Origin of the sequence: Paenibacillus sp. GYB004 (genome assembly GCF_036577605.1) — a bacterium.
GTDB classification, from domain to species: Bacteria; Bacillota; Bacilli; order Paenibacillales; family NBRC-103111; genus Paenibacillus_AB; species Paenibacillus_AB oceani.
In genome coordinates, this window is sequence record NZ_JARBDB010000008.1 from 276,088 (window position 1) to 297,982 (window position 21,895).

At 52.8% G+C, this 21,895-nt stretch carries 21 protein-coding genes, 1 pseudogene and 1 riboswitch; of the genes and pseudogenes, 3 read left to right on the forward strand and 19 right to left on the reverse strand.

The genetic code is table 11. The features are described from left to right. Window positions 1-54: 54 nt before the first annotated feature. The 10 genes from ytfJ to PV433_RS05325 form a co-directional block, all read right to left on the reverse strand. Window positions 55-579, reverse strand: a complete 525-nt coding sequence (gene ytfJ / locus PV433_RS05280; protein WP_332071126.1) for a GerW family sporulation protein — start codon at window positions 577-579, stop codon at window positions 55-57. Between the two features lie 146 nt (window positions 580-725). Beyond that, window positions 726-1,400: a DUF2953 domain-containing protein gene (locus tag PV433_RS05285; protein WP_332071127.1), complete on the reverse strand. Its 675-nt coding sequence runs from the start codon at window positions 1,398-1,400 to the stop codon at window positions 726-728. Window positions 1,401-1,569: 169 nt separating this feature from the next. After that, a complete protein-coding gene (scpB, locus tag PV433_RS05290; protein WP_332071128.1) occupies window positions 1,570-2,181 on the reverse strand; it encodes an SMC-Scp complex subunit ScpB in 612 nt (203 codons plus the stop codon). Beyond that, window positions 2,150-2,932, reverse strand: coding sequence for a segregation and condensation protein A (locus tag PV433_RS05295; protein WP_332071129.1), 783 nt, complete (start codon window positions 2,930-2,932; stop codon window positions 2,150-2,152). The genes scpB and PV433_RS05295 overlap by 32 nt, the downstream gene beginning before the upstream one ends. An 84-nt stretch (window positions 2,933-3,016) precedes the next feature. Continuing rightward, complete coding sequence (ribH, locus tag PV433_RS05300; RefSeq protein WP_332071130.1) at window positions 3,017-3,484, reverse strand: 6,7-dimethyl-8-ribityllumazine synthase; 468 nt, start codon at window positions 3,482-3,484, stop codon at window positions 3,017-3,019. 72 nt (window positions 3,485-3,556) lie between these two features. Further along, window positions 3,557-4,789: a bifunctional 3,4-dihydroxy-2-butanone-4-phosphate synthase/GTP cyclohydrolase II gene (locus PV433_RS05305; protein WP_332071131.1), complete on the reverse strand. Its 1,233-nt coding sequence runs from the start codon at window positions 4,787-4,789 to the stop codon at window positions 3,557-3,559. 61 nt (window positions 4,790-4,850) lie between these two features. Further along, the gene (gene ribE, locus PV433_RS05310) at window positions 4,851-5,525 is read right to left on the reverse strand and encodes a riboflavin synthase (RefSeq protein WP_332071132.1); all 675 of its coding nucleotides are present in this window, start codon (window positions 5,523-5,525) and stop codon (window positions 4,851-4,853) included. Continuing rightward, window positions 5,507-6,676 (reverse strand): bifunctional diaminohydroxyphosphoribosylaminopyrimidine deaminase/5-amino-6-(5-phosphoribosylamino)uracil reductase RibD, encoded by a 1,170-nt coding sequence (gene ribD / locus PV433_RS05315; protein ID WP_332071133.1) that lies wholly within the window; start codon window positions 6,674-6,676, stop codon window positions 5,507-5,509. Before ribD ends, ribE begins: the two co-directional genes overlap by 19 nt. Before the next feature lie 271 nt (window positions 6,677-6,947). Next, a riboswitch (FMN riboswitch) is annotated at window positions 6,948-7,118 on the reverse strand. A gap of 467 nt (window positions 7,119-7,585) precedes the next feature. After that, window positions 7,586-8,641, reverse strand: a complete 1,056-nt coding sequence (locus PV433_RS05320) for an acyltransferase family protein (RefSeq protein WP_332071134.1) — start codon at window positions 8,639-8,641, stop codon at window positions 7,586-7,588. 84 nt (window positions 8,642-8,725) lie between these two features. Then, entirely contained in the window at window positions 8,726-10,393 is a 1,668-nt protein-coding gene (locus PV433_RS05325) for a glycosyl hydrolase family 28-related protein (RefSeq protein WP_332071135.1), read from the reverse strand. A 718-nt stretch (window positions 10,394-11,111) separates the two neighbouring features. Between PV433_RS05325 and PV433_RS05330 the strand changes: the two genes are divergently transcribed. Further along, entirely contained in the window at window positions 11,112-11,549 is a 438-nt protein-coding gene (locus PV433_RS05330; protein ID WP_190925305.1) for a peptidylprolyl isomerase, read from the forward strand. Window positions 11,550-12,338: 789 nt separating this feature from the next. Here the strand turns inward: PV433_RS05330 and lysA are convergent. The 8 genes from lysA to PV433_RS05370 all read right to left on the reverse strand — a co-directional run bounded on the left by lysA (window position 12,339) and on the right by PV433_RS05370 (window position 19,662). Further along, complete coding sequence (gene lysA / locus PV433_RS05335; RefSeq protein ID WP_332071136.1) at window positions 12,339-13,673, reverse strand: diaminopimelate decarboxylase; 1,335 nt, start codon at window positions 13,671-13,673, stop codon at window positions 12,339-12,341. 156 nt (window positions 13,674-13,829) lie between these two features. Beyond that, window positions 13,830-15,407, reverse strand: coding sequence for a spore germination protein (locus PV433_RS05340; RefSeq protein ID WP_332071137.1), 1,578 nt, complete (start codon window positions 15,405-15,407; stop codon window positions 13,830-13,832). Between the two features lie 27 nt (window positions 15,408-15,434). After that, complete coding sequence (locus PV433_RS05345; protein ID WP_332071138.1) at window positions 15,435-15,860, reverse strand: stage V sporulation protein AB; 426 nt, start codon at window positions 15,858-15,860, stop codon at window positions 15,435-15,437. Beyond that, window positions 15,857-16,546: a stage V sporulation protein AA gene (locus PV433_RS05350; protein ID WP_332071139.1), complete on the reverse strand. Its 690-nt coding sequence runs from the start codon at window positions 16,544-16,546 to the stop codon at window positions 15,857-15,859. The genes PV433_RS05345 and PV433_RS05350 overlap by 4 nt, the downstream gene beginning before the upstream one ends. A 135-nt stretch (window positions 16,547-16,681) precedes the next feature. Then, the gene (gene sigF / locus PV433_RS05355; RefSeq protein ID WP_190925314.1) at window positions 16,682-17,437 is read right to left on the reverse strand and encodes an RNA polymerase sporulation sigma factor SigF; all 756 of its coding nucleotides are present in this window, start codon (window positions 17,435-17,437) and stop codon (window positions 16,682-16,684) included. A 12-nt stretch (window positions 17,438-17,449) separates the two neighbouring features. After that, the gene (gene spoIIAB / locus PV433_RS05360) at window positions 17,450-17,896 is read right to left on the reverse strand and encodes an anti-sigma F factor (RefSeq protein ID WP_190925316.1); all 447 of its coding nucleotides are present in this window, start codon (window positions 17,894-17,896) and stop codon (window positions 17,450-17,452) included. Next, entirely contained in the window at window positions 17,893-18,246 is a 354-nt protein-coding gene (gene spoIIAA, locus PV433_RS05365) for an anti-sigma F factor antagonist (RefSeq protein WP_332071140.1), read from the reverse strand. The genes spoIIAB and spoIIAA overlap by 4 nt, the downstream gene beginning before the upstream one ends. Window positions 18,247-18,465: 219 nt before the next feature. Beyond that, window positions 18,466-19,662: a D-alanyl-D-alanine carboxypeptidase family protein gene (locus tag PV433_RS05370; protein WP_332071141.1), complete on the reverse strand. Its 1,197-nt coding sequence runs from the start codon at window positions 19,660-19,662 to the stop codon at window positions 18,466-18,468. A 237-nt stretch (window positions 19,663-19,899) separates the two neighbouring features. Between PV433_RS05370 and PV433_RS05375 the strand changes: the two genes are divergently transcribed. Further along, window positions 19,900-20,112: a hypothetical protein gene (locus PV433_RS05375; protein ID WP_332071142.1), complete on the forward strand. Its 213-nt coding sequence runs from the start codon at window positions 19,900-19,902 to the stop codon at window positions 20,110-20,112. Window positions 20,113-20,114: 2 nt separating this feature from the next. Next, a pseudogene (locus tag PV433_RS05380) lies at window positions 20,115-20,603 on the forward strand (YcdB/YcdC domain-containing protein); the annotation flags it as partial. A gap of 261 nt (window positions 20,604-20,864) precedes the next feature. Here PV433_RS05380 and fni read toward each other — a convergent pair. After that, a complete protein-coding gene (gene fni / locus PV433_RS05385; RefSeq protein WP_442951479.1) occupies window positions 20,865-21,890 on the reverse strand; it encodes a type 2 isopentenyl-diphosphate Delta-isomerase in 1,026 nt (341 codons plus the stop codon). Window positions 21,891-21,895 lie beyond the last annotated feature (5 nt).

A 21,895-nucleotide genomic window follows, 5' to 3' on the forward strand; every position in this document is an offset into this window, starting at 1 on the left:
ACTAAAAAGCTGCCCACTGCGGGCAGCTTTTTTTTGCTACTAATTAGCCATGAATTACACGATCACGTTCGTCTCGTTGGAAATGATTCCGTTGTCGCTTTGCGGAATTACGCCGCTCATCGTGTTTTTGTTCGCTTTTAGCATGCTCTGGATTTTGTCCACTACGTGCGGAGCCGAATCGATCAGCCGTTCATACAGGTGAGTCTGGTTATCCAGCGGAACGACCTTCACTCCGTGCTTGCCGACGACAAGAAACGCGATTGGCGTAATCGATACGCCGCCGCCGCTACCGCCGCCGAACGGAAGCGCCGGCTGCCCGTACGAATCGGTGCGGTGCTGCTGGCCTTGGCCGCCATTTTGGTGTTGTCCGCCTGCATGGTGATGATCCTGGTTGTCGGTGGGTTCGACGGAAAACTCGCTTCCGCCTGCGGCAAAGCCGAATCCAACCTTGCTGATCGGCATTATGACGCTGCCGTCGGGGGTTTCGACCGGATCGCCGACGATCGTATTCACGTCGACCATTTCTTTGATATTTTCCATCGCGGTCTTCATTAGACCTTGAATCGGATGTTCACTCACACGTATTCCTCCTCCGGTTGGCTCTATGCTGATGGATGACGACTTCTCATACAGGTATAGGTTACCCAATGGAGTAACGGTTATGTACCCGGAAACCTTATTAATTCATTCCTCTTCCGACATTATGGCCAGACCGCGGCCTTCCATCAAGACGGCTTGAACCAGATCTTCCTCCAAGTCCGCAGCCCGCCCTTAGCCCGCAATATACGCACCAGCAGCCGGAATGCCGCATATACGGCATACAGCGCCTTCAGCTTGAATTTGCATACCGCCTCCGTCGAGAACATCGTCCGGTTGAACTGGGGCTGAACGTTTAACGACGGTCTGGCTTCGAGACGGACAAAACGCAGCAAATAGCCGAGTATCGACGTTTTGATTCCCCATACGACGCCGGTCGTCACGGCGGTATCCGCCGCGTCTCCGAGTCCGATCCGCGTCACCCAGCTTAACTCGGTGCAAACGGTACGGGACAATACGGATTTGGTCCATTCCACAAGTTCGGCGGTATGAGCGAGCAGTATTTTCGTTTTATGAAAAAATTGTTCGATTTTCTCCCGGGTAATAACGGTTTTGTGTTCGTCCAGCAGTTCGTTTAATTTGCGGTTCATTTGCTCCAAGCGCAGTCTGAAGCCTCTGCCTTCCCATTCGATCAACGGGACTTTGTAATGCAGCCGGAGCAGGCCGAACATTCCCCGGATATCGACGGCCAGCGTATCGTCGTTTTCCACCCGCGAATACCGGAATCGAATATGAATATCGCTGAAAACGAACAAGAGCATTCCCGCAACGAGAATGCCCGCGACAAGCCATATCCATAACATGGCGCCCGATCCCCCGTCATCCTAAAACTCTGGGCGTCAAATGCGCCCGTGTCAAAGTTTAGTATGACCTTTCCATCGGACCGTATGCGTCGAACGACGGATTGCCGGTATGGCCGAATCAGGGTTTGCGCCTCCGTCGGTCATGCAGCAACAGACAGCCCGTTTACGATCAGCCGTTGCGCTCCACATCGTCGATCGTAAGCTGCTGATGATTGTCCAGCTTCTCGAACAGCATGCGCGTTTCTTCCTCGAGATCGTCCGGATTTTGGAACAATGTCGCTTCCGGCAGCTCCTGGAGGCCCGCCAGCCCGAAATAATCGAGAAACGATTTGGTCGTTCCGTATAAAATCGGCCGGCCTACCGCATCGGCGCGGCCGACTTCCATAATCAGATTTTTGGCTACGAGCGTCTGCAGCGCCCGATCCGCTTTCACCCCGCGGATTTCCTCCACCTCGATACGGGTGAGCGGCTGCTTGTAGGCGACGATAGCAAGTGTCTCGAGCGCCGCCTGAGACAAGCTCGAACGGGTAGGCGATTGCGCCAATCGTTCGAAATACGGGGCGTGCGCAGGAAGCGTCGTCAACTGGTAAGCCCCGGCGATTTCGACGATTTGCACGCCGCGCTCCTCGCGGCGGAAATCTTCGGTCATTTCCTTAAGCAAGCCGGACACCGCCTGAGTCTGCAGCTCGACAACCTCGGCGATCTGCTTCACATCCAGTCCTTCGTCTCCTGCCGCAAACAGCAGCCCTTCAATAACCGATTTCATCTGACGGTAATTCAACCGCCGCTCCCTCCTCTTTCGCCTGGATCACAATGTCGTCGAACAGCCGGTTTTGAAAACATACGATCCGCTTGGTCTTCATCAGCTCGAGCAGCGCCAGAAACGTAACGACGATCTCTTCCCGCTCCGCGCTATGATCGAACAGTCTGGAGAACAGCACTTTCCCTCCGCGATCAACGAGCAGCGTCAGCACCTCGCGCATCCGTTCCTTGACCGATACTTCGTCGCGCCTGATCTTGGCGACCGTGCTGCGGGACTTCGCCTTGCGCAGCGCACGCTGGAAGGCGATTACGAGATCGGCGATATCGAGCCCCTCCACCGGATTCACTTCGACCTCCCGGACAAAAGGGGTCAAGTCCTCCGGCTCCCGCGTATAAACCAGGCTGCGTGCCAGCTCCTTATCCCGCAGTTCCTCGGCGATCGCTTTGTACTTGCGGTATTCGAGCAGCTTCTGCACGAGTTCAGCCCTCGGATCGTAGTTTTCGTCGTCGTAGAAGTCGTCCTCCAGCTCGAGAGGCGGCGGTTTGGGCAGCAGCATATGGCTTTTGATCGCAAGCAACGTAGCGGCCATCACTAGAAATTCGCTCGTTACTTCCAGCTCCAGCTCTTGCATCGCGGCTAGCACTTCCATATATTGTTCGGTTATTTCGCTGATCGGAATGTTATAAATATCGATCTCCGACTTATCGATCAGATGGAGCAGCAGGTCGAGGGGACCTTCGAACGTCTCCAATTTGTAATGCGGCTTCATTCCCGGGTCCACCTCATCTTGCGAATACGAATCTCAGTCTAATACCGGCCGCCGGCTTCCGGAAGCGGTGTTACGCGCTTCTGCTTATCCTTCCAGCTGCTTCGTCAGGTTGGCCATCTCGATTGCGGTTACGGCAGACTCCCAGCCTTTATTGCCGGCCTTCGTTCCCGCACGCTCGATCGCCTGCTCGATCGAATCGGTCGTCAGCACGCCGAATACCGTCGGTACGCCCGTTTTCAGTCCGATCGCTGCTACTCCCTTGGCGGCTTCGTTGCACACGTAATCGAAGTGGGGCGTCGAGCCGCGGATGACTGCGCCGAGCGTGACTACGGCGTCGTATTTGCCGCTTGCGGCCATTTTTTGCGCGATCAGAGGGATTTCAAACGCTCCCGGAACCCATGCGATATCGATATCGTCTTCCGCCGCCCCGTGACGCTTAAACGCATCCAGCGCGCCTCCAAGCAGTTTGGACGTAATGAATTCGTTGAAACGGCCTACTACGATTCCGTATTTTAATCCTTGCGAGATTAAGTGTCCTTCAAAATGTGCCATGATCTGTTATCTCCTTTAAGTTAAGTTGGTCCGATGGCGGTTCGGTAGTATGGTTCGGTATAGGCTAATCTATTAGATTCCGGCTCCGGTATCCTGCTGGATGTTCAGCATATGCCCAAGCTTCTCCTGTTTGGTCCGCAAATAGCGCCGGTTGTCCTCGTTGGCTTCCATCTGGATCGGGACGCGTTCGACGATTTCCATGCCGTAGCCTTCGAGCCCGCGGATTTTTCTCGGATTGTTCGTCAACAGGCGGATTTTCCGGACGCCCAAATCTTTTAAAATCTGTGCGCCGATTCCGTAATCCCGTAGGTCCGGGGCAAATCCTAATTGTATATTCGCCTCAACCGTGTCGAATCCCTGCTCCTGGAGCACATAAGCTTTTAATTTGTTGATCAGGCCGATGCCGCGTCCCTCTTGACGCAAGTAGACAAGAACCCCGTTGCCTTCGTCGCTGATCTGCTGGAGCGCAGCGGCCAGCTGAGGACCGCAATCGCAGCGGTGCGAGTGGAAGACATCGCCGGTTAAGCATTCGGAGTGCATCCGGACGAGGACGGGACGGTCTTGATCGATCGTTCCTTTCACCAGCGCCACATGCTCCTGGCTGTTCACTTCGTTGGAGTAAGCGATAGCGGCGAAATTGCCGAAGTCGGTCGGCAGCTTGATCTCGACCTCCCGCTTGACGAGCTTCTCCTTCTCGTTGCGGTAATGGATCAGATCTTTGATCGTGATCATCTTCAGCTCATGTTTTGCGGCAATATCGGCGAGATCGGGCACACGTGCCATTGTACCGTCTTCCTTGATCACTTCGCAAATGACCGCTGCCGGATAAGAACCGCACATCCGGGCGAGATCAACGGCCGCTTCCGTATGACCCGCCCGGCGCAGGACGCCGCCTTTTTTCGCGATTAGCGGGAAAATATGACCCGGACGCCGGAAATCATCAGGTCCCGTCTGCGGATCGATCATCGCGCGGATCGTATGCGCCCGTTCAAAGGCGGATATCCCCGTCGACGTTCCGGCATGGTCGATCGATACGGTAAACGCCGTTCCGTGATAATCCGTATTTTTGGCGACCATCGGCGGCAGGTCGAGCTCCCCGGCACGCTCTTCGGTAATCGGAACGCAGACCAGCCCGCGGCCTTCCTTGATCATAAAATTGATCACATCGGGAGTCGCCTTATCGGCCAATGCGATAAAGTCGCCCTCGTTCTCGCGATCCTCGTCGTCCACTACGATAATCACTTTCCCCATCATCAAATCATAGATCGCTTCTTCGATCGTATGCATCTTTACGGGTTGCTGCATCGCTTTCACCTCATTATATACATCGTAGTCTATAACACTCCGCTGTCTGTCCGCCTGTCCGTCACATAAACCCGTTCTTCGCCAAAAATTCCATCGTCATCCCGCCGCCGTTTTTTCCTTGCGGCGAACCGTCCGCTTCTTGACCGCGGAACGACAGCAGACGGTCGATATATTTGCCCAGCAGATCGTATTCGATATTGACCAGATCGCCCGGCTGTTTGTGCTGCATAACAGTTTGCGCGAGCGTATGCGGGATAATCGATACCGTAAACGAGCGATCGTCGACCCGAACTACAGTCAGGCTGATTCCGTCGAGCGTAATCGAGCCGTGCGGAATTACGAACTTCATCTGGCCCTGATCCTCCGGCTCCAACCGGAACACAACCGCATTTTCTTCGTTGTGACGAGATACGATCCGCCCCGGCGTATCGACATGGCCCTGCACGATATGTCCGCCGAACCGGCCGGTCGCCGGCATCGCTCTCTCCAGGTTAACGCTCGTTCCGGGCTGCATATGGCGCAGCGTCGTTTTCCGGAACGTCTCCGGCATGACATCGACGGTAAAGGAAGCCCCGTCAAAAGCGATAACGGTCAGACAAACGCCGTTAATCGCGATACTGTCCCCAAGATGAACGTCTTCCAGCACCTTTGACGCCTCAACCGTCAGCACCATCGCTTGCCCTTGCTTGCCGATCCGCTTCATCCGTCCGATCTCTTCTACAATTCCGGTGAACATTCGGTCTTCCTCCCTTCCGTCCGCTTCGGATATCCGGTAATACAACAATCATCGCCGAATCTTTCGATGCTTACACGCTCCAGCATGACGGCCTCCGACATCTTGGCAAAACCGTCCATGGAGAAGGCGCCGGGCGCATCTGCGCCGCCGACGATTTTCGGAGCCAGAAACAGTACGATCTTATCGATCAGTCCGGCTTCCAGCATCGCTCCGTTCAGCTTGCCACCGCCTTCGAGCAGCACCGATCCGATCTCCCGCTCGGCCAGCATACCCATCGCTTTACGCAAATCTACGCGCGGCCCTTCCCCGCATCGGATCACTTCCACGCCGAAGGCGTTCAGCCGCATCATTTGCTCAATCGATGCCTGGTTCGTCGTGAATACGACGGTCTTCGCTTCCTTATCCTGCACGACACGCGCCTCGAGCGGAAGGCGAAGCTTCGAATCGATGACGATCCGCACAGGCTGGATAGAAGGAACGTCGAGTCTGGCGGTGAGCTGCGGATCGTCTGCGATAACGGTATCCACGCCGACCATGATGCCCTGGTGACGGTGACGCAGCATATGCACGTACGAACGGGATTCCGTACCGCTAATCCATTTGCTGTCTCCGGTTTTGGTGGCAATTTTACCGTCCAGGGTCGTCGCCGATTTCATCGTAACGAATGGCAAGCGCGTCGAAATAAACGAATTGAATATTTCATTAAGCGCGCGCGCTTCCTGCTCCAGGACGCCAACGTCGACTTGAATCCCGTGGCTCCTCAGCTTCTCGATCCCTGTGCCGGCCACCTGGGGGTTCGGGTCCGTGCAGGCGACGACGACCCGCTTCACCTTCTCCGTCACGAGACGGTCCGCGCAAGGAGGCGTCCGGCCGAAATGGCTGCATGGCTCCAGCGTTACATAAGCGGTACTGCCCTCGGCTTCCGCCCCGGCCATCAGCAAAGCATGCACCTCGGCATGATGGGAGCCCCGCTGAAGATGCGAGCCTAACCCGACGATCCGGCCGTCCTTGACGATGACGCAGCCTACGACAGGGTTGATCCCGGTCTGCCCCAATGATTTCTCCGCGAGCTGAAGCGCCAGCCGCATGTAATATTCGTCGTTCAACAGGTCCAACTCGATCTCACCGCCTATCCCGTTTCGTACGTGCATTCCAAACAAAAAGCCCTCTACGCAAGCGTAAAGGGGCGGGAAGTCGGATAGTACGGGCGTAATGCGTCATGAAGACATGCGCAAACAGACGACCCAATCTCGTCTTTTCGGCGGAGGTCGCGCACGAGCGCAAACAGGACGCGAAAGGAAAGCCGCAGCTTATTCCAGCAACGATCCATACGAAATGGGCGCAGCAAACCGGTGTCGATTTATGTGAAAAAATGCACATGTTAGCGACGCCAAATGCGGCAGTTCTGTTATTCCATTTGCCCGATTCCTTCTCCCATCCAGACTATACTGTCGGTCCCGGATTCACACCAGGTCCACCGGCCAAGCACGCGCTTTAGCACGGGTCACGGACTGATCCGCAAGCTGTCGATTATAACGCAATCGACGCGGAATCACCGCCGGTCGGGATTTTCACCCTGCCCCGAAGGAAAATCGCTGAAACCTTTCGTTTCCGTTGATGCTCGTTTCATTCCCTGAAATGTCCCCAAACCTTGATTCTATTGGGAACTCGGCGATCTTTTGTTTAATCTGGTGGCCAACTCGTATCCTCAAGTGACAACAAGTTTCCTACCAAAATCCTGCCGATTTTGAGGTGAAGAAAACATCAACGTTGATATGAATAGTACCACAGTAAAAATGAAAAAAGCAAGGATAATCATCCCTGTTTCTCGGCATCTTGCCCCTCGAACAAATTAATAAACGAATCTTGGTGATTATGTTAATTCCAACATGATTGATGTAATCGAACACGTCTTCCAAACAAATTGTGTCTTTCTTCAATATATTCCAAATACATACAAAATCCCTCCCGCCGATGTTGGTCGACGGTCAGGTTAAATTACCTTCAATTACTCGGCAATAAAATAGCCCCGATTGGCTCGGGGCTTCGCGAATCTTATACTATTTTGCAAGGCTGTTCTCGGTCGTTGCTGGTTTTGCAACGGAAGGTCTGAATTTTACATTGTTATATGCCTTCAATGCAAAACTTTGTACCGGCTTTTCGATAAACCTAGTGATCAAATACGCGAGCACGATTGATACAGTGATCGGAACAAGGATAAATATTTGATTTGTAAATCCATTTTTTTCGAGCGCGTTGATGACTATATATCCAATATTTTGATGCACAAGGTATAGAGCGTAGGATATAAACCCTAAAAAGGTTAATGGATTGATTGCTATAAATTGCAGCTTGTTATACACCACCAAATAGAACACCAGGAAGAATAACGCAACAATCAATCCTGAAGAGATGCCTTGAAATAGAAACTGGTATACCAGGCACGCCCCGACGATTAAATGATGTAAGGGCTTGGAAATACTCTGCTTAATCTTATAAAACATAATTCCTGCGATAAACAAATTGCAAAATTGCGTAATCGCTAGCATTCCAATTAAATTACCGCCCTTAATTCCACCTGTTATTAGTTGAGCAACATTTATTATCGCACATACAGCCAGCCATGCTATAGATGCATATTCTATTTTCTTTAACAGCCCGATTAACATCAGAATGCCGATTAGTACATAAAAAATCATTTCAACCAGCAAGCTCCAGTATACCCCGTCAACGTAGGGTACACCTAGCAAGCCACCCAGCATTGTGATATTAACGATTCCGTTTATAAGACTTACCATCCTGCCTTGTAACTGATATAAATGAGTCAGCGTGAAAGTTAAAACAACGGCTATGATGTAGGCTGGGTACAGTCTGATGATCCGCTTTATCGCAAAATCTTTTAGAGATTTTGTATTACTAAGCGTCATGTAGATCGCAAAGCCGCTGATGATAAAAAACAACTGTACTCCAAAATTCCCAATAGGAAAACTGAACAACATTGGTTCTTTGTGTTGAAATATTTCTTGGTATCTTGTTGTGTAGTGGTACAGGATAACAACCAAAGCAGCTATTCCCCGTAGTGCATCAAGCTCAAGAATCCTTTCCTTCAATTTCAAAACGATTTCCCTCCTGTAAAAATGTGTTAAGCCCATTATATGATACCTTTCGTATCATTTCCACAATGATCGATACATTCCGATTCAATCGGTCAAATTTATTTTTTTCCACCGATACACATCGGTTTCAGTTTTTACGCAAATATACGCGATATCCGATACCCCTGCCCCACCACGAACAATTATGGTTTGCCCACGATTACCCTCAGAAGCAACGGGTAAAGAGTTGGTGTTCCCGATCCTTAGATAATAGTTACCCATATCTAAGTTGCCGTACATTTTCCCGCCACCGGTTTGTAGATAGGCTGCTCCGGAATACGTTGATGATTGACCGAATATTCTTACGACCCTCAATATTTTACTAACGCTATTTGCCGACCCACTCATTATTATCCTTATGCCTTCTGTGTAGAATGGAAAAGTATTGTGAATAAAGATTTCTCTTGGAGCCGTTAAATTCTCATTATTTTTCACGACAGACCATGTTCCGCGTGCTTTTGCCTCTATTTTAATAGCAGTGGCACTTTCGTTCCAAGGTCCGAACATTATTCCGAGATTGCTGAAATATGTTATTGCCGATGGAAATAATATCTCTACTACTATAGGGTTTTCTTTAGTAGCCGTGTCACCATTCCATTTAGCTGACAGATCGCCGTTTAGATCGAATATGTTTGATATCTGACCACCTATCAATGAAGGTCCACTAACACTAACGGTAAATCTTTTGTTTGCGAATGCTAAATAGTCGTCTTGATTTCCTACAAAAAGTTTTCCATCGACAACAGATGGGGGTATTACTCCATGTATCCATTCATTCAAGTTAGCTTGAGCATCATATATTGCGTCAATACGGTTATTTGTTCCTTGATCGATTATATATCCCGTTCCTATATTGGAACTTACGATATTTTGTCTTGATAATGGAGCAAATTGTCCGGCGACGCCAGACTCAATAACCTTTAAGTCCCAACATTTACTCGTTATCCTATTGTAACTGCAAGATAGATAAAAGTGAGTTGTATTTTTTGCTGGTTCAGATTGTATGTCACTGAACATATTGCCTGATGATTCAACTATGCCTCCAGACGTATTTGTAGTTCCTTGAACACCTTCTACGTAGATGTCATAGTTGTTTCCATTTAGTCCAATTTGGCTAAATTGATTTCCATTTACAAAAGTAACATCTGATTCGTAATTTTTAATAGCTTGTAGATGTATACCCTTATCAAAGTATGAAATTACAACATCCTTAACATGCACCCAGCATACATTGTTCCCTGTTCCATCTGCCAAGAAATGTATGGCTTTTCCTGACTTCCTTACCTTTTTCCCGTATAGAATAATTCCAGAAATTGATGTATTATGGTCCATGGCAAATCTATCTGCACCGTCGAGATAGATACAGCCTTTTGTAAATTCAGCCAAGTTGTTTGTGTCAATTCTTCCTCCGCTTATTTTCGCATCTTTGCTAAGTTGCACCACGTTTATGTCAGACTTTGGCCGAATAATTGTTCCGTTTGATAATTTTAGGTGAACTTTAGGTTTTATGCGTATGGTAGCACCTACCGTGTAATCTCCGGGAGGTACAACGATATCCCCGCCGCCGTTCTCTGCAATATTATCGATAGCAGCTTGAATGGCCCTCGCATCATCCGTCGCCTTGTCACCCTTTGCCCCGAAATCTTTAACGCTCACTTGCCCCATTTTGGCTGATATTGCCATTGCCATCGCTGCTACATCCATATCTGACATTACGCCACCGCCTCTCCTATTATTGTCACGTTTCCATCTACCACAGCAGATATTCGGGTGCGGAAGCTTACAAACCCAATAACACTGAACCGCCATTCCTCTCCGTTTCCGTTCATGCTGGTCCCCATTGTAAAATCGGACATCTTAACACCCATTATGGGATAGTATGTGCCGTCCACACTTGCCCCTTTAAAAAACGGATTGTCCGGCAAGTGCTCGTCCCCGTAATTTCGATGGTTATTATTTTATATTCAGCAACATCAAAAAGTGTTCCGTTACCGATATCACTTGCGGCATCATGCAAACAGCGCTCTGTTCTGCTTGTTTTGTCACTTTACTACAAGTCGGACTTAGCTGTCCGTTGATTTTAAATGTTATACACCTTTTTAGCCATTATCTACGCACCTTTCCACTCTTCCCTTTCGGGTTTGGCTGAGGCTTCCGACTTTGTTTTTCGACTGTTTCGAACCTTCTAGCCACTTGCTTAACTCAAGCACAGGGCGCGAAAGCAAAAAATCCAATGTGGAACCGGGAATAGGGGAAAGACCAATCACGATTTCTCGGATGCTTTGATCAATGAATTCCCCTACTCCTGTCCGTTTTCCCAGTTCATCCGTGAACACGATCGGGAGTTTCCGTCCATCCGGCTTTGATAATTGGCAAGTTTTCCAGTACAATGGATAAAGCACTTGGACATGATAAGGGAGGAACATTAGACATGACAAAAAAAGGAAGCATCGAGCTGGAAAACGGCGAGAAAGTGTTGATCGATTTTTTCCCGGAGGAAGCGCCGAACACGGTAGCCAACTTCGAGAAGCTGGCAAACTCCGGATTCTACAACGGTTTGACGTTCCATCGTGTCATTAAGGGTTTCGTAGCCCAAGGCGGCTGCCCTAGCGGAACAGGCACCGGCGGACCTGGTTACACGATCGATTGCGAAACGGCCACGAACGTCAGCAAGCACGAGCGCGGCACGCTGTCGATGGCCCATGCCGGCCGGAATACAGGCGGCAGCCAGTTCTTCATCTGTTACCAGCCGCAGCCTCATCTGGACGGCGGACATACGGTATTCGGCAAAGTCGCCAAAGGGATGGAATTCATCGATGCGGTCAAGCCGGGCGACAAAATGAAAGAAGTAAAAGTTTGGGACGAGTAGAATCACAAGTTCAGGAAAGGGCCGGTTTCCCCGGCTCTTTCTTATCATAGAGGGGCGGTCCCAACCGTTTTTCTATTTGTTTGAGCCCCGCTTCAACCGTTTTCCTTGTGAAAAAAACCTCAATCTCCGCTTTGCAGTGGAAGTTGAGGTTTTTTCGTTTGGAAATCGGGCCGTTCCCGCATCAGGCGAACCCTATGGGGACAACTCTTATCTCGCTGTTGATCGATCGCATGCGAGGACGGGAGCTTCCTTGCCGTACAAATTACCATTACGTTGTACTCCGTCCGGCAAGAGATGGTCTTTGCAGGTGAACGCCAATCAATCAGCCGTACCTGCTGTTCGATGATGGACTGCACCGTCTTACGCCAGCTGCCGCAATGTCCGGCTTCCCATACCGCCTGTGAAGCTCTTGCGGAAGTTTCACTTCCGTTATTTGTTGCTATCAGCGGGAAATGGGCATATAGCGGAAGTTTTTGTGCCGTTATTTCCAGCAATCCCCCTTCTAACCTCTAAAAAATCCAAAATAAAGGAAACCAATCTTCCGCTATCGCACGATCATGACGTACACGGCTGGAATAGAGGAAATGACTCTTCCGTTATGTCTGCTTGTCTGCGGCTAACTCAGGATTTCTGACCATATGCGTCTAGCACAGCTTAGTAAAACAGCTACCCAAGCAGCTAGCCAGCTCAGCTCGCCCGCAGGAACTTAAAAAAGCCTCCCGTACCCCGCTAACAAGCGGGACAGGAGGCTTTGTGAACTCTCATTTCTTCTTATCCGTCCAAACCGGCTCAGCTTTTGGCGACCGGCTGTTTTTGCATTCTTTCGGGAATGACGTCTTTACCGGCCACGTCCTCGAACGTCTCGCGGCGCACGACTAGATCGGCTTCGCCGTCATGTACGAATACGACTGCAGGGCGGCGCAGACGGTTGTAGTTGCTGGCCATCGAGTAGTTGTATGCGCCGGTACAGGCGACGGCCAAAATATCGCCCGGAGCGGTCTTAGGCAGCTCCAAGTCGCGGATCAGCATATCTCCGGTTTCGCAGCATTTGCCGGCGATCGATACGGTTTCTTCGTTCGGGTCGTTGGCACGGTTGGCGAGAAACGCCTCGTACTTCGCATCGTACAGCGCAGGACGCGGATTATCGGTCATCCCGCCGTCGACGGCTACATATTTGCGTACGCCCGGGATGTCCTTCGACGATCCGATGGTATACAGCGTCGTACCCGCGTCGCCGACGATGCTGCGGCCCGGCTCGATCCATATTTCCGGAAGCGGATAGTCGTGCTTGGCGAAGTTCGATTTGATGGAGTCGGTGATCGCCTGCACGTACTTGGCAAGCGGCAGCGGAGAATCTTCCTCCGTATACCGGATGCCGAAGCCGCCGCCCAGATTGATGACCGAGAACGTAACGTCAAGCTCCAGGCGGACGTTCTGGGCGAATTCGGCTACCCGGTCGGCGGCGAGGCGGAATCCGTCAACCTCGAATATTTGCGAGCCGATATGCGAATGAACGCCCAAAATCTCGACATGCTCCAGCTCCTTCGCTTCGCGGATCGCGCGGAAGGCCGAGCCGTTGCCGATGTCGAAGCCGAACTTCGTGTCCGTCTGTCCGGTCGAAATAAACTCGTGCGTATGCGCCTCGACGCCCGGCGTTACGCGGAACAAAATTTTAACTTTGACGCCCTTCTCCTTGGCAGTCTCGTTAAGCATGTACAGCTCGGTGAAATTGTCGACGACGACGCAGCCGATCTTGGCGTCGATCGCCATCTCCAGCTCCTCGAGCGTTTTGTTATTGCCGTGAAAGTGAATGCGCTCGGGCGGAAACCCGGCTCTCAGCGCCGTGTACAGCTCGCCGTCCGATACGACGTCCAGCGACATTCCTTCCTCCTCGGCGATCCGGCACATCGCCATGACGCAAAACGCTTTGCTGGCATAGGCCACCTGGTACCGCATTCCGGTAGCCCGGAACGCCTCAACAAACTCCTTGCAGCGGCGCCGGATGAGCGCCTCGTCGAACACATATAGCGGCGTTCCGAATTTTGCGGCGAGCTCCGCGGTGTCGCATCCCCCGATTTCAAGTCGTCCGTCCGAATTGATTTGGCTAGTTCCGTGCAAATACATATCTGGTTCCTCTTTCCTTCTATCGATTGTGGATGTCTCAGGCTCGCTGGCTTTCTTCTAAATTACCACAGCTCCGAGCCGATGACAATACGCATGAAAAGCCCCTCATGCACAGCAAAAGCCCATGAGTACCGCTCACGGGCTGCCTCTTTATCGTCATTCGACCGGTTGGCGCGTCTCATCGATCGGATTGGTGATGCTCGGACGAAACTTGTTAGCCAAAATCGGACGACGGACGAGAATCGAAAATAACGCCTTTGCATGAAACGGGATGAACGGCCACATGTATGGCGTATTGTACGATCTAGTCACCGACAAAGCGACCAGCCAAACCGTCACGCCCAGCACCAATCCGGGGATTTTGAAGGCGGCCACCAGAATGAGCAGCGCCATCCGGACGAGCCGGTTGGCCAGACCAAGCTCGTAGCTCGGCGTCGCGAACATCCCTACTGCGGCGATCGCCATATACATAATGACCTCGTTGATAAACAATCCCGTCTTCACCGCAATATCCCCGACCAGAATGGCAGCTACCAAGCCCATCGCGATCGATAAGGGAGAAGGGGTATGGACGGCGGCCATCCGCATCAGGTCGACCCCGACTTCAACGAGCAGAAACTGGATGAGCAGCGGAAGCTCGCCCTGCTTCTGGGGCCCGAGAAATTCGAGACCGGCCGGCTTCAGCTCCGGATTTTGCACGAGCAGGAACCACAAAGGCAGCAGGAACAACGAAGTCATAATTCCCAGAAACCGGACCCACCGCAAATAACTGCCGACAAACGGCGCTTGCCTGTACTCCTCCACATGCTGCACCAGATGGAAAAACGTAGTCGGCAAAATCATGACGCTCGGCGACGTATCGGCAAAAACGATCACATGGCCTTCCAGCATATGCGAGCTGACGACGTCGGGCCGTTCCGAATAACGGACGGACGGGTACGGATTCCAGCCTTTGCTGATGATCGCCTCCTCGAGCTGCTTGTCGCCGAGCGGAATCCCGTCGATATTGACCTTGCTGATCTTATCGCGCAACGATTCGACGAGCCGCGGATCGGCGATATCGCTTATGTAGCCGATGCATACATCCGTCTTCGTCCGTTTCCCTACTCTCATAATCTCCAGCTTCAGTCTTGGATCGCGGATGCGCCGCCTCACCAGCGTCACGTTGGTCATCAGCGTCTCGACGAAGCCGTCGCGGGAGCCCCGCACGACGCGTTCGAGGTCCGGCTCCTCAATCGAGCGGACCGGGAAGCTTTTGGAGTCTATGACAAGCGCGGCCCCGCTGTTTTCGACGAATAAGACGGTAGAGCCCATCAGCGCAAATTGGACGGCTTTGTCGAAATCGTCCTCGGTTTCAACCTGGATATGCGACACATACTTGTTCAGCAAGCTGCTTAACGTGTCCGGTACAAGCTGTTCCCGGTCCAGATGGGTGAGGCGGACGATAATGTCGGTCAGCACCGTATCTTTGGCGAAACCGTTCGCGTAAAAAAACGCCGTCCGTTTCGTGCCGAATTCCATCACCCGGAAGACCAGATCGAAGCTGACGCCAAGCCCGACCTTTTCCTCCAGCGCCCGTTCGATCTCTTCCAGCTTGCCCGGAATTTCCTCCATCCGGATCAGGCCCAGCTCTTCGTCGGTCAGCAGATCTCTGGCATCGATGCTGCCATCGTTTCGGCCGACCGCTCCTCCGTCTTTCCGTCCGTTTCTTCGATCTCTTAAACCGGTACCCATCTATGCGTCCCTCCTGCCGTATATCGTTCATGTGCGGAAGATGATCCATTCAAAAAGCGAACCGGCTACTTTCCCGAGCACCATCGCCATCAGCAGCCAAATAATATAGGGGCCCAGACCGAGCCGTTTGGCCATGATCGGCAGCACGTTCAGCACTTCCGTCAAAGCTCCGGCCAGCATCCCGACGAAGCAGCCTGCGATAAAACCGACCACGGCGGTAACGACGGGAGCCAGCGTCATTTGCCAATCCATAAAGTCGGCCACCGTCCAGACCATAACTCCGGTCACGATAGCCCCTTCGAACGTATGCACGCGGTCGAACGCCCGCGTCATCTGCGCCAGCCTCGGCAAAATGTCCAGGACGACCAGAAACGCCACCATCCCGCCGCCAACCGCAATCCCTCCGGACAATCCGACGATGACGACCGCAACGATGCCAAGGAACACGCTCATGGCAAATCGCCGTCGTTTCGTTTCCCGGGCGGAGTCTGCCCGTCTCCGCCGCCTGCTTCCGCCTGCGCGGCCGGCAGCATCTTCTTGTACTCCTCAGTAATAACGTAATGATTCAGGCTTTCCTGATACGAGAACATCTCCACCTCGAGCGGGCTGGGCTCCTCGCTTAACCGTTTCTTGAACAGCTGGTTGAAAAAGACGACCATCCCCGCACCCAATCCGAACGAATACGGGATCTGAAGCCAATACGGATGTTCGGCGCGGCGTCCGGTAATCATCTCGTAGATGCGCTGATGGACTTCCATCATGCTGACGTCTTCATGAAAGTTCATGATCGCCATTCCCGAGCCGATGAACAGCAGCACCCAGACGACGGCAAGCGCCGCGCGGTTCGGCGGCTTGGATCGGGTCTGAATATCGATCAGCACATGAGGTTCTCCGAAGTGCTCCACCTGAAGCCGCGGATACAGGGAACGGACCGCCGCTACGATCTGCATCATGTCGATCAGAACAACATGACCGTCGCGTTCGGAAAGCTTGCAGATCGGCAGCTCCAGCAGCTTTTTCTCCATGTCCGGCTCCGTCATCAGATGGGCGACCTTGCCCAGCGTCAGCGTTTCCCCCGGGGCGGCGGTCACCCGCTTGCGGAGCCGAATATATAAGATCGGCACGAACGAGCGGTTCACCTTGATCCCTCTCCTTCATCATCTTTCCTGTAGTATGCGATACGAAAAATCGCGGTAACCGCTCTATTTTTTGGCAAAAAGAAAACCGCCCCCACCTCGTCAAGGCGGAAACGGTCTTTGCCTGGAGTCTTTCCTTTATTGAGCGATTTGCTCGCGGATCGACTGCAATATTTTTTTCTCCAGCCGGGAAACCTGCACCTGCGATATGCCAAGCCGGCTGGCCACCTCCGACTGGGTCTGATCCCGGAAATACCGCAAGTACACAATCAGCCGTTCGCGCTCCGTCAACGTGCCGATCGCTTCGTTCAGCGCCAGCTTGTCGAACCATTTCTCCTGTCCTTCGTCGGCGATCTGGTCCATCAGCGTAATCGGATCCCCGTCATTCTCGAACACCGTCTCGTGAATCGACGACGGGGGCTTGTTCGCTTCTTGCGCGAATACGACGTCTTCCGGGGTAATGCCGAGGTCTTCGGCCACTTCTTTAATCGTCGGCATCCGGCCGAGCCTTTTCGACAGCTCGTCTTTTTTCTTGCGCACTTTGTTCGCCAGCTCTTTCAACGAGCGGCTCACTTTGACCGTACCGTCGTCCCGTAAAAAGCGCTGGATTTCCCCGATTATCATCGGCACCGCGTACGTGGAAAACTTCACGTCATAAGATAAATCGAACTTATCTACAGACTTCAGCAGGCCGATGCACCCGATCTGAAATAAATCCTCCGGCTCGTAGCCGCGGTTTAAAAAGCGCTGAACGACGGACCAGACGAGACGAATGTTGCAGCTTACGAGCGTTTCCCGGGCGATCGTATCCCCGGATTGGCTGAGGGCAATAAGCCGCTTGACTTCGGTATCGTCCAGATACGTATGAGAGGCATGTTTCAACTCGCTATCCATATCGCAAAACCCCTAGTTAAACAGCGCTTTTTTGGATTCTATTCGTTTCACCATGACGACCTTCGTTCCTTCGCCCCGCCGGGTCACGATCTCGACCTCGTCCATAAAGTTCTCGATAATCGTAAAGCCCATGCCGGATCTTTCAAGTTCCGGCTTCGAGGTATACAGCGGCTGGCGGGCCAGCTCAACGTCCTCAATGCCTTTGCCTTGGTCCTCTACCGTTAAATAAAAGATGCTCTGCTCGATTTTGGCCGTTATCGTAATAACGCCGTCCGGCGAATTGTCATACCCGTGAATGATCGCATTGGTTACGGCTTCCGACACGACGGTTTTGATATCGGTCAGCTCGTCCATCGTCGGATCGAGTTGGGAGACGAAGGCCGCTACGGTTACACGGGCAAACGACTCGTTCTCGGAAATGCTGGCAAAGCGGAGCTCCATATGATTGTTGCGGCTCATGAAACCACCTCCAGACTGGAAAGGGCGAGTCTTTCATTGTCTTGAATCGATAGGATCTTGAACAGGCCCGACATTTCGAAAAGCCGGTACACCGCCGGATTGACGTCGCAAACGACCATTTTGCCGCCTCTGGACGTAATCAGCTTGTACCGCCCCAAAATGACTCCTAGACCCGAGCTGTCCATGAAGCTCAAATCTTTCATACTGAGCACGACATGATTAACGTCCCCTCTTAAAATCGCTTCTTCCATCTTTACTTTCACCGTATCGGCGGTATGATGGTCAAGCTCTCCCTTTAATCGGACAATCAGCGTTCTCCGTTGATGCTCCAATTCGATATGCAAACTCAAGTCTGGCTCACTCCCTTTCGCGTTGTGTCTACCATTTCTACGAAATGAATGGGAATTCCTGCAAGCCGACAAAACTAGAAGAAAACTGCCATAATAAGAACGTAGATGATATATTTCAACATAATATCCCCGGATTCGCGGGAATTTGCCGTTTGCCAATGTGTAATGAAGGTCCCCGGCACCGTTGTCGGTACGACCGGGGACGTGGTGCGGCGGATATTAGTCCGCCATGAACAGATGCATCGTGGTCCGCTTGAACAGCTTCCACCAGCCCGCCTTCTTCACTTCGACCGGAGATTCGATCGGGAATTCGGAGACGATCCGGTCGCCTTTGTACACAACCAGCTTACCAAGCGGCTGGCCTACGGCGATCGGCGCCTTCAAGTTCGGCTCCAGCTGCAGCTCGTGACGGATATCGTCGCCGGCATCGCCTCTTCTCATCAGTACGCTGTACGGGTGAGTCGCCGTAATTTCCAGTTGGGGCAATTCGCCCTTCTCGACGCGAATCGTACCGATCACGTCTCCGGTTTTGAAGATAGGCAAGCTTGTATATTGGGAAAATGCGTAGTCGAACATTTTCGTCACTTCGGCGTTGCGGGTTTTCGTATTCGGTTCGCCCAGCACGACCGCAATGACCCGCAGGTTGTCGCGTTTGGCCGTGGCTGACAAACAAAATTTCGCCTCGCTCGTATATCCGGTCTTCAGCCCGTCCGCCCCTGTATAAAACCGGACCAGCTTGTTCGTATTGACGAGCCAGAACGGCTTTTCCGTATCTTTGCGCAAATAATCCTGGTATTGCCCTGTATATTTCGTAATTTCCTGGTGCTTCAGCAGTTCACGCGACATAATCGCGATATCGTGGGCGGAGGTGTAATGATTGCCCGCCGGGAGACCGTTCACGTTGACGAAATGCGTATCTTTCATGCCAAGCTCCTTGGCCCGCGCATTCATCATACTGACGAACGCCTCTTCGGTTCCGGCGATTTTCTCCGCCATCGCCACAGACGCGTCGTTTCCGGACGCCATCGCGATCCCTTTCAACATCTCGTCCACGGTCATTTCTTCGCCCGGCTCGAGAAAGATTTGCGAACCGCCCATCGATGCCGCGTATTCGCTCGTGCGCACTTTCTCGTCGGATTTGAGTTTGCCTTGAGCCATCGCCTCCATGATCAGCACCATCGTCATAATCTTCGTGATGCTGGCCGGAGGCAGCTTTTGATTTTTGTTTTTTTCGTACATGACGGTACCGGTGTCGGCATCCATCAGCACGGCCGATACGGCGTTAGGAGCCAGATCGACTTGCGGAGCCTGCTCCTGCGCCTTTTCCGTTTTCTCTTCAGCGTATGCGGCAGCCGGCATAACAAGAGCCAGTGCCAGCATGGCGCAAATGAAGCGCGTCAACCCTCGCTTGAACATAAGATTTAACCCCTCCTGGTCCATGGTGAACTGTTCCATTTCCAAATACGCTTCAAAGGATGGAATCGCTTCTAACCATTATTGACAGAAAAGGGGAAAATTAAACGGCCGGGACAACCGAATCATGTGTATAAGGCTTCTGTTTTTTAGACTTCATTCGCGGGTTGTCTTACAATTAGAGAAAGAGAATCGATAGATAGAGGATAGGGACGTATTACCCGGGAGGACTGAGAAGTTATGCATACGACAACTAGTAGCAATCCGGCTGGAGAGCCGGGTAAAGAAGGACAAGATGAAGCACTGCTTGCACACCGCGCGGCGCTAAGGAAGCGGGCGGAAACTATCGGAGCCGTTCCCGAAGGTTACTCGCTCACGATCGAAGAGTACGAGCCTTCTACCGGGAGAGTCCGAACAGGAGGACGATATCTGAAGCAGCATGGGAGGAAGTAGCCGTGCCGGCTGACGAGCCGGCGGCCGCCTCAGAACCGGATGTTCTTCGCTGGGCCGGTCACGATCCCGGGCAATACGAGCTGCTGCGTCAGGCGGAGATCGACGGCAAAACAGGCTTCGTCTGGCGAAGAACCGATTATACTCCCGCTCCCCGCGTGCAGGACGATCTGTCCATAAACTCGTTTTTCCATAACCGCAACGAGCAGACGATTAAAGCGATGCTCGATCCTGAGAGCGGAAGACTCGTTTCCTTTATGCGATTCGACAAAACGCCGGGTCCGTTGTCCCTGTTGCGGGAGGAATGCCGGACTATCGCCGAAGGATTAATCAACCGCGCCGCTCCCGGCCTGCTCCCGTATATGCGGATAAAGTCGGATGACAGCCGGGAAAACAGCGACACCGCCGAACTGTTTGAGTTTCGCCTGTGGATCGGCGGCGTCCCGCTGGAGACGGAGATCGTCCGGATCTGTATAAACAAAACGACAGGTCAACCCGATCAGTTTATAGGGTTGTCTGTGAGATCCGACCAGTTGGCCGGCTTCGATCCTATTCCACGCTTATCCGCCGCGGACGCCCGGAAGATTTATATAGATTCGGTTGATCTCGAGCTGGAATGGGCAACCGACTATTCCTCCTCCGCTTCGGAGCGCCGCTACCGGTTGACGTACCGGGTCGTCCATCGTCCGACCGGGCGTCGGGTCAGACTGGTGGATGCGGTTAGCGGTGAGGTCATTTGCTGGAAACCGATCGCGTTAAAACGTCCTAACCAGATTGGGAGTGCCGCGCAGCTCGGACAAGTTTGCCGCACCGATGCCGAACATGGCGGCACGCAGCTCAAACGATATACGCTGCAACGCCAGGTCGGTCTCCTCGGGCGAACCGACCGCCGGGCCTAGCAGCGAACGGCCGAAGCCTGCGAGATCTGCGCCCAGCGCGATTGCTTTAGCAGCGTCAACACCGCTGGTCAAACCGCCGCTCGCTATCAGGCTACAGCCCGGCGCGGCCTCATGCGCCTCGACGACGCATTGCGCCGTCGGAATGCCCCAGCCGGCGAACGCTTCCGCAGCGGCGCGGCGTACCGGGTCCTGAAGCCGGTACTTCTCCACTTGGCTCCACGAAGTGCCCCCCGCTCCCGCGACATCGACAAACCGGACGCCGGCATCGGCGAGCAGCCTCGCCGTATCTCCGCCGATCCCCCAGCCGACTTCCTTGACGCCTACCGGTACCTGCAACGATCGGCATACGACCTCGATTTGCCGCAGCAAATCTTTAAAATTCGTATTCCCTTCCGGCTGAAACAGCTCCTGCATCGAATTCAGATGCAGCACAAGTCCGTCCGCTTCCGCCACATCGACCGCCCGTTTGCATTCGTCCGCGCCATAGCCGTAATTCAGCTGAACGGCGCCGATGTTGGCGATAACCGGAATCGTCGGAGCTGCGTCCCTGACCCGGAACGTATGGGCAACAGAAGGGCGCTCCACCGCGGCGCGTACCGATCCGACCCCCATCGCCCATCCTTGCCTCTGCGCCGCTTCGGCCAAGTTCCGGTTAATGCGCAGCGCTTCTTCCGTGCCGCCGGTCATCGAACTGATCAGCAGAGGTACGCTTACCGGTTTGCCGAGAAATTCGCAGGTCGTGTCGATTTCCGCAAAATCAATCTCCGGAAGCGCCCGATGCCTGAACCGGTAGTCGGCAAAGCCGCTTCCCTCAGCTGTGCTGCCCACGTCTTCCTCTAGGCATATTCGGATATGCTCCGCCTTGCGCCGTTCCGTACTCAATCCAA

Coding starts and splice junctions, on each gene's coding strand:
- PV433_RS05285 (WP_332071127.1), bottom strand. CDS start 1,400: ATGTTATGGATATGGCTTGTCGCGGGCATTCTCGTTGCGGGAATGCTC.
- PV433_RS05295 (WP_332071129.1), bottom strand. CDS start 2,932: ATGAAGCCGCATTACAAATTGGAGACGTTCGAAGGTCCCCTCGACCTG.
- ribH (WP_332071130.1), bottom strand. CDS start 3,484: ATGGCACATTTTGAAGGACACTTAATCTCGCAAGGATTAAAATACGGA.
- PV433_RS05305 (WP_332071131.1), bottom strand. CDS start 4,789: ATGCAGCAACCCGTAAAGATGCATACGATCGAAGAAGCGATCTATGAT.
- ribE (WP_332071132.1), bottom strand. CDS start 5,525: ATGTTCACCGGAATTGTAGAAGAGATCGGACGGATGAAGCGGATCGGC.
- ribD (WP_332071133.1), bottom strand. CDS start 6,676: ATGCACGTACGAAACGGGATAGGCGGTGAGATCGAGTTGGACCTGTTG.
- PV433_RS05325 (WP_332071135.1), bottom strand. CDS start 10,393: ATGTCAGATATGGATGTAGCAGCGATGGCAATGGCAATATCAGCCAAA.
- PV433_RS05330 (WP_190925305.1), top strand. CDS start 11,112: ATGACAAAAAAAGGAAGCATCGAGCTGGAAAACGGCGAGAAAGTGTTG.
- lysA (WP_332071136.1), bottom strand. CDS start 13,673: ATGTATTTGCACGGAACTAGCCAAATCAATTCGGACGGACGACTTGAA.
- PV433_RS05340 (WP_332071137.1), bottom strand. CDS start 15,407: ATGGGTACCGGTTTAAGAGATCGAAGAAACGGACGGAAAGACGGAGGA.
- PV433_RS05345 (WP_332071138.1), bottom strand. CDS start 15,860: ATGAGCGTGTTCCTTGGCATCGTTGCGGTCGTCATCGTCGGATTGTCC.
- sigF (WP_190925314.1), bottom strand. CDS start 17,437: ATGGATAGCGAGTTGAAACATGCCTCTCATACGTATCTGGACGATACC.
- spoIIAB (WP_190925316.1), bottom strand. CDS start 17,896: ATGAGCCGCAACAATCATATGGAGCTCCGCTTTGCCAGCATTTCCGAG.
- PV433_RS05370 (WP_332071141.1), bottom strand. CDS start 19,662: ATGTTCAAGCGAGGGTTGACGCGCTTCATTTGCGCCATGCTGGCACTG.
- PV433_RS05375 (WP_332071142.1), top strand. CDS start 19,900: ATGCATACGACAACTAGTAGCAATCCGGCTGGAGAGCCGGGTAAAGAA.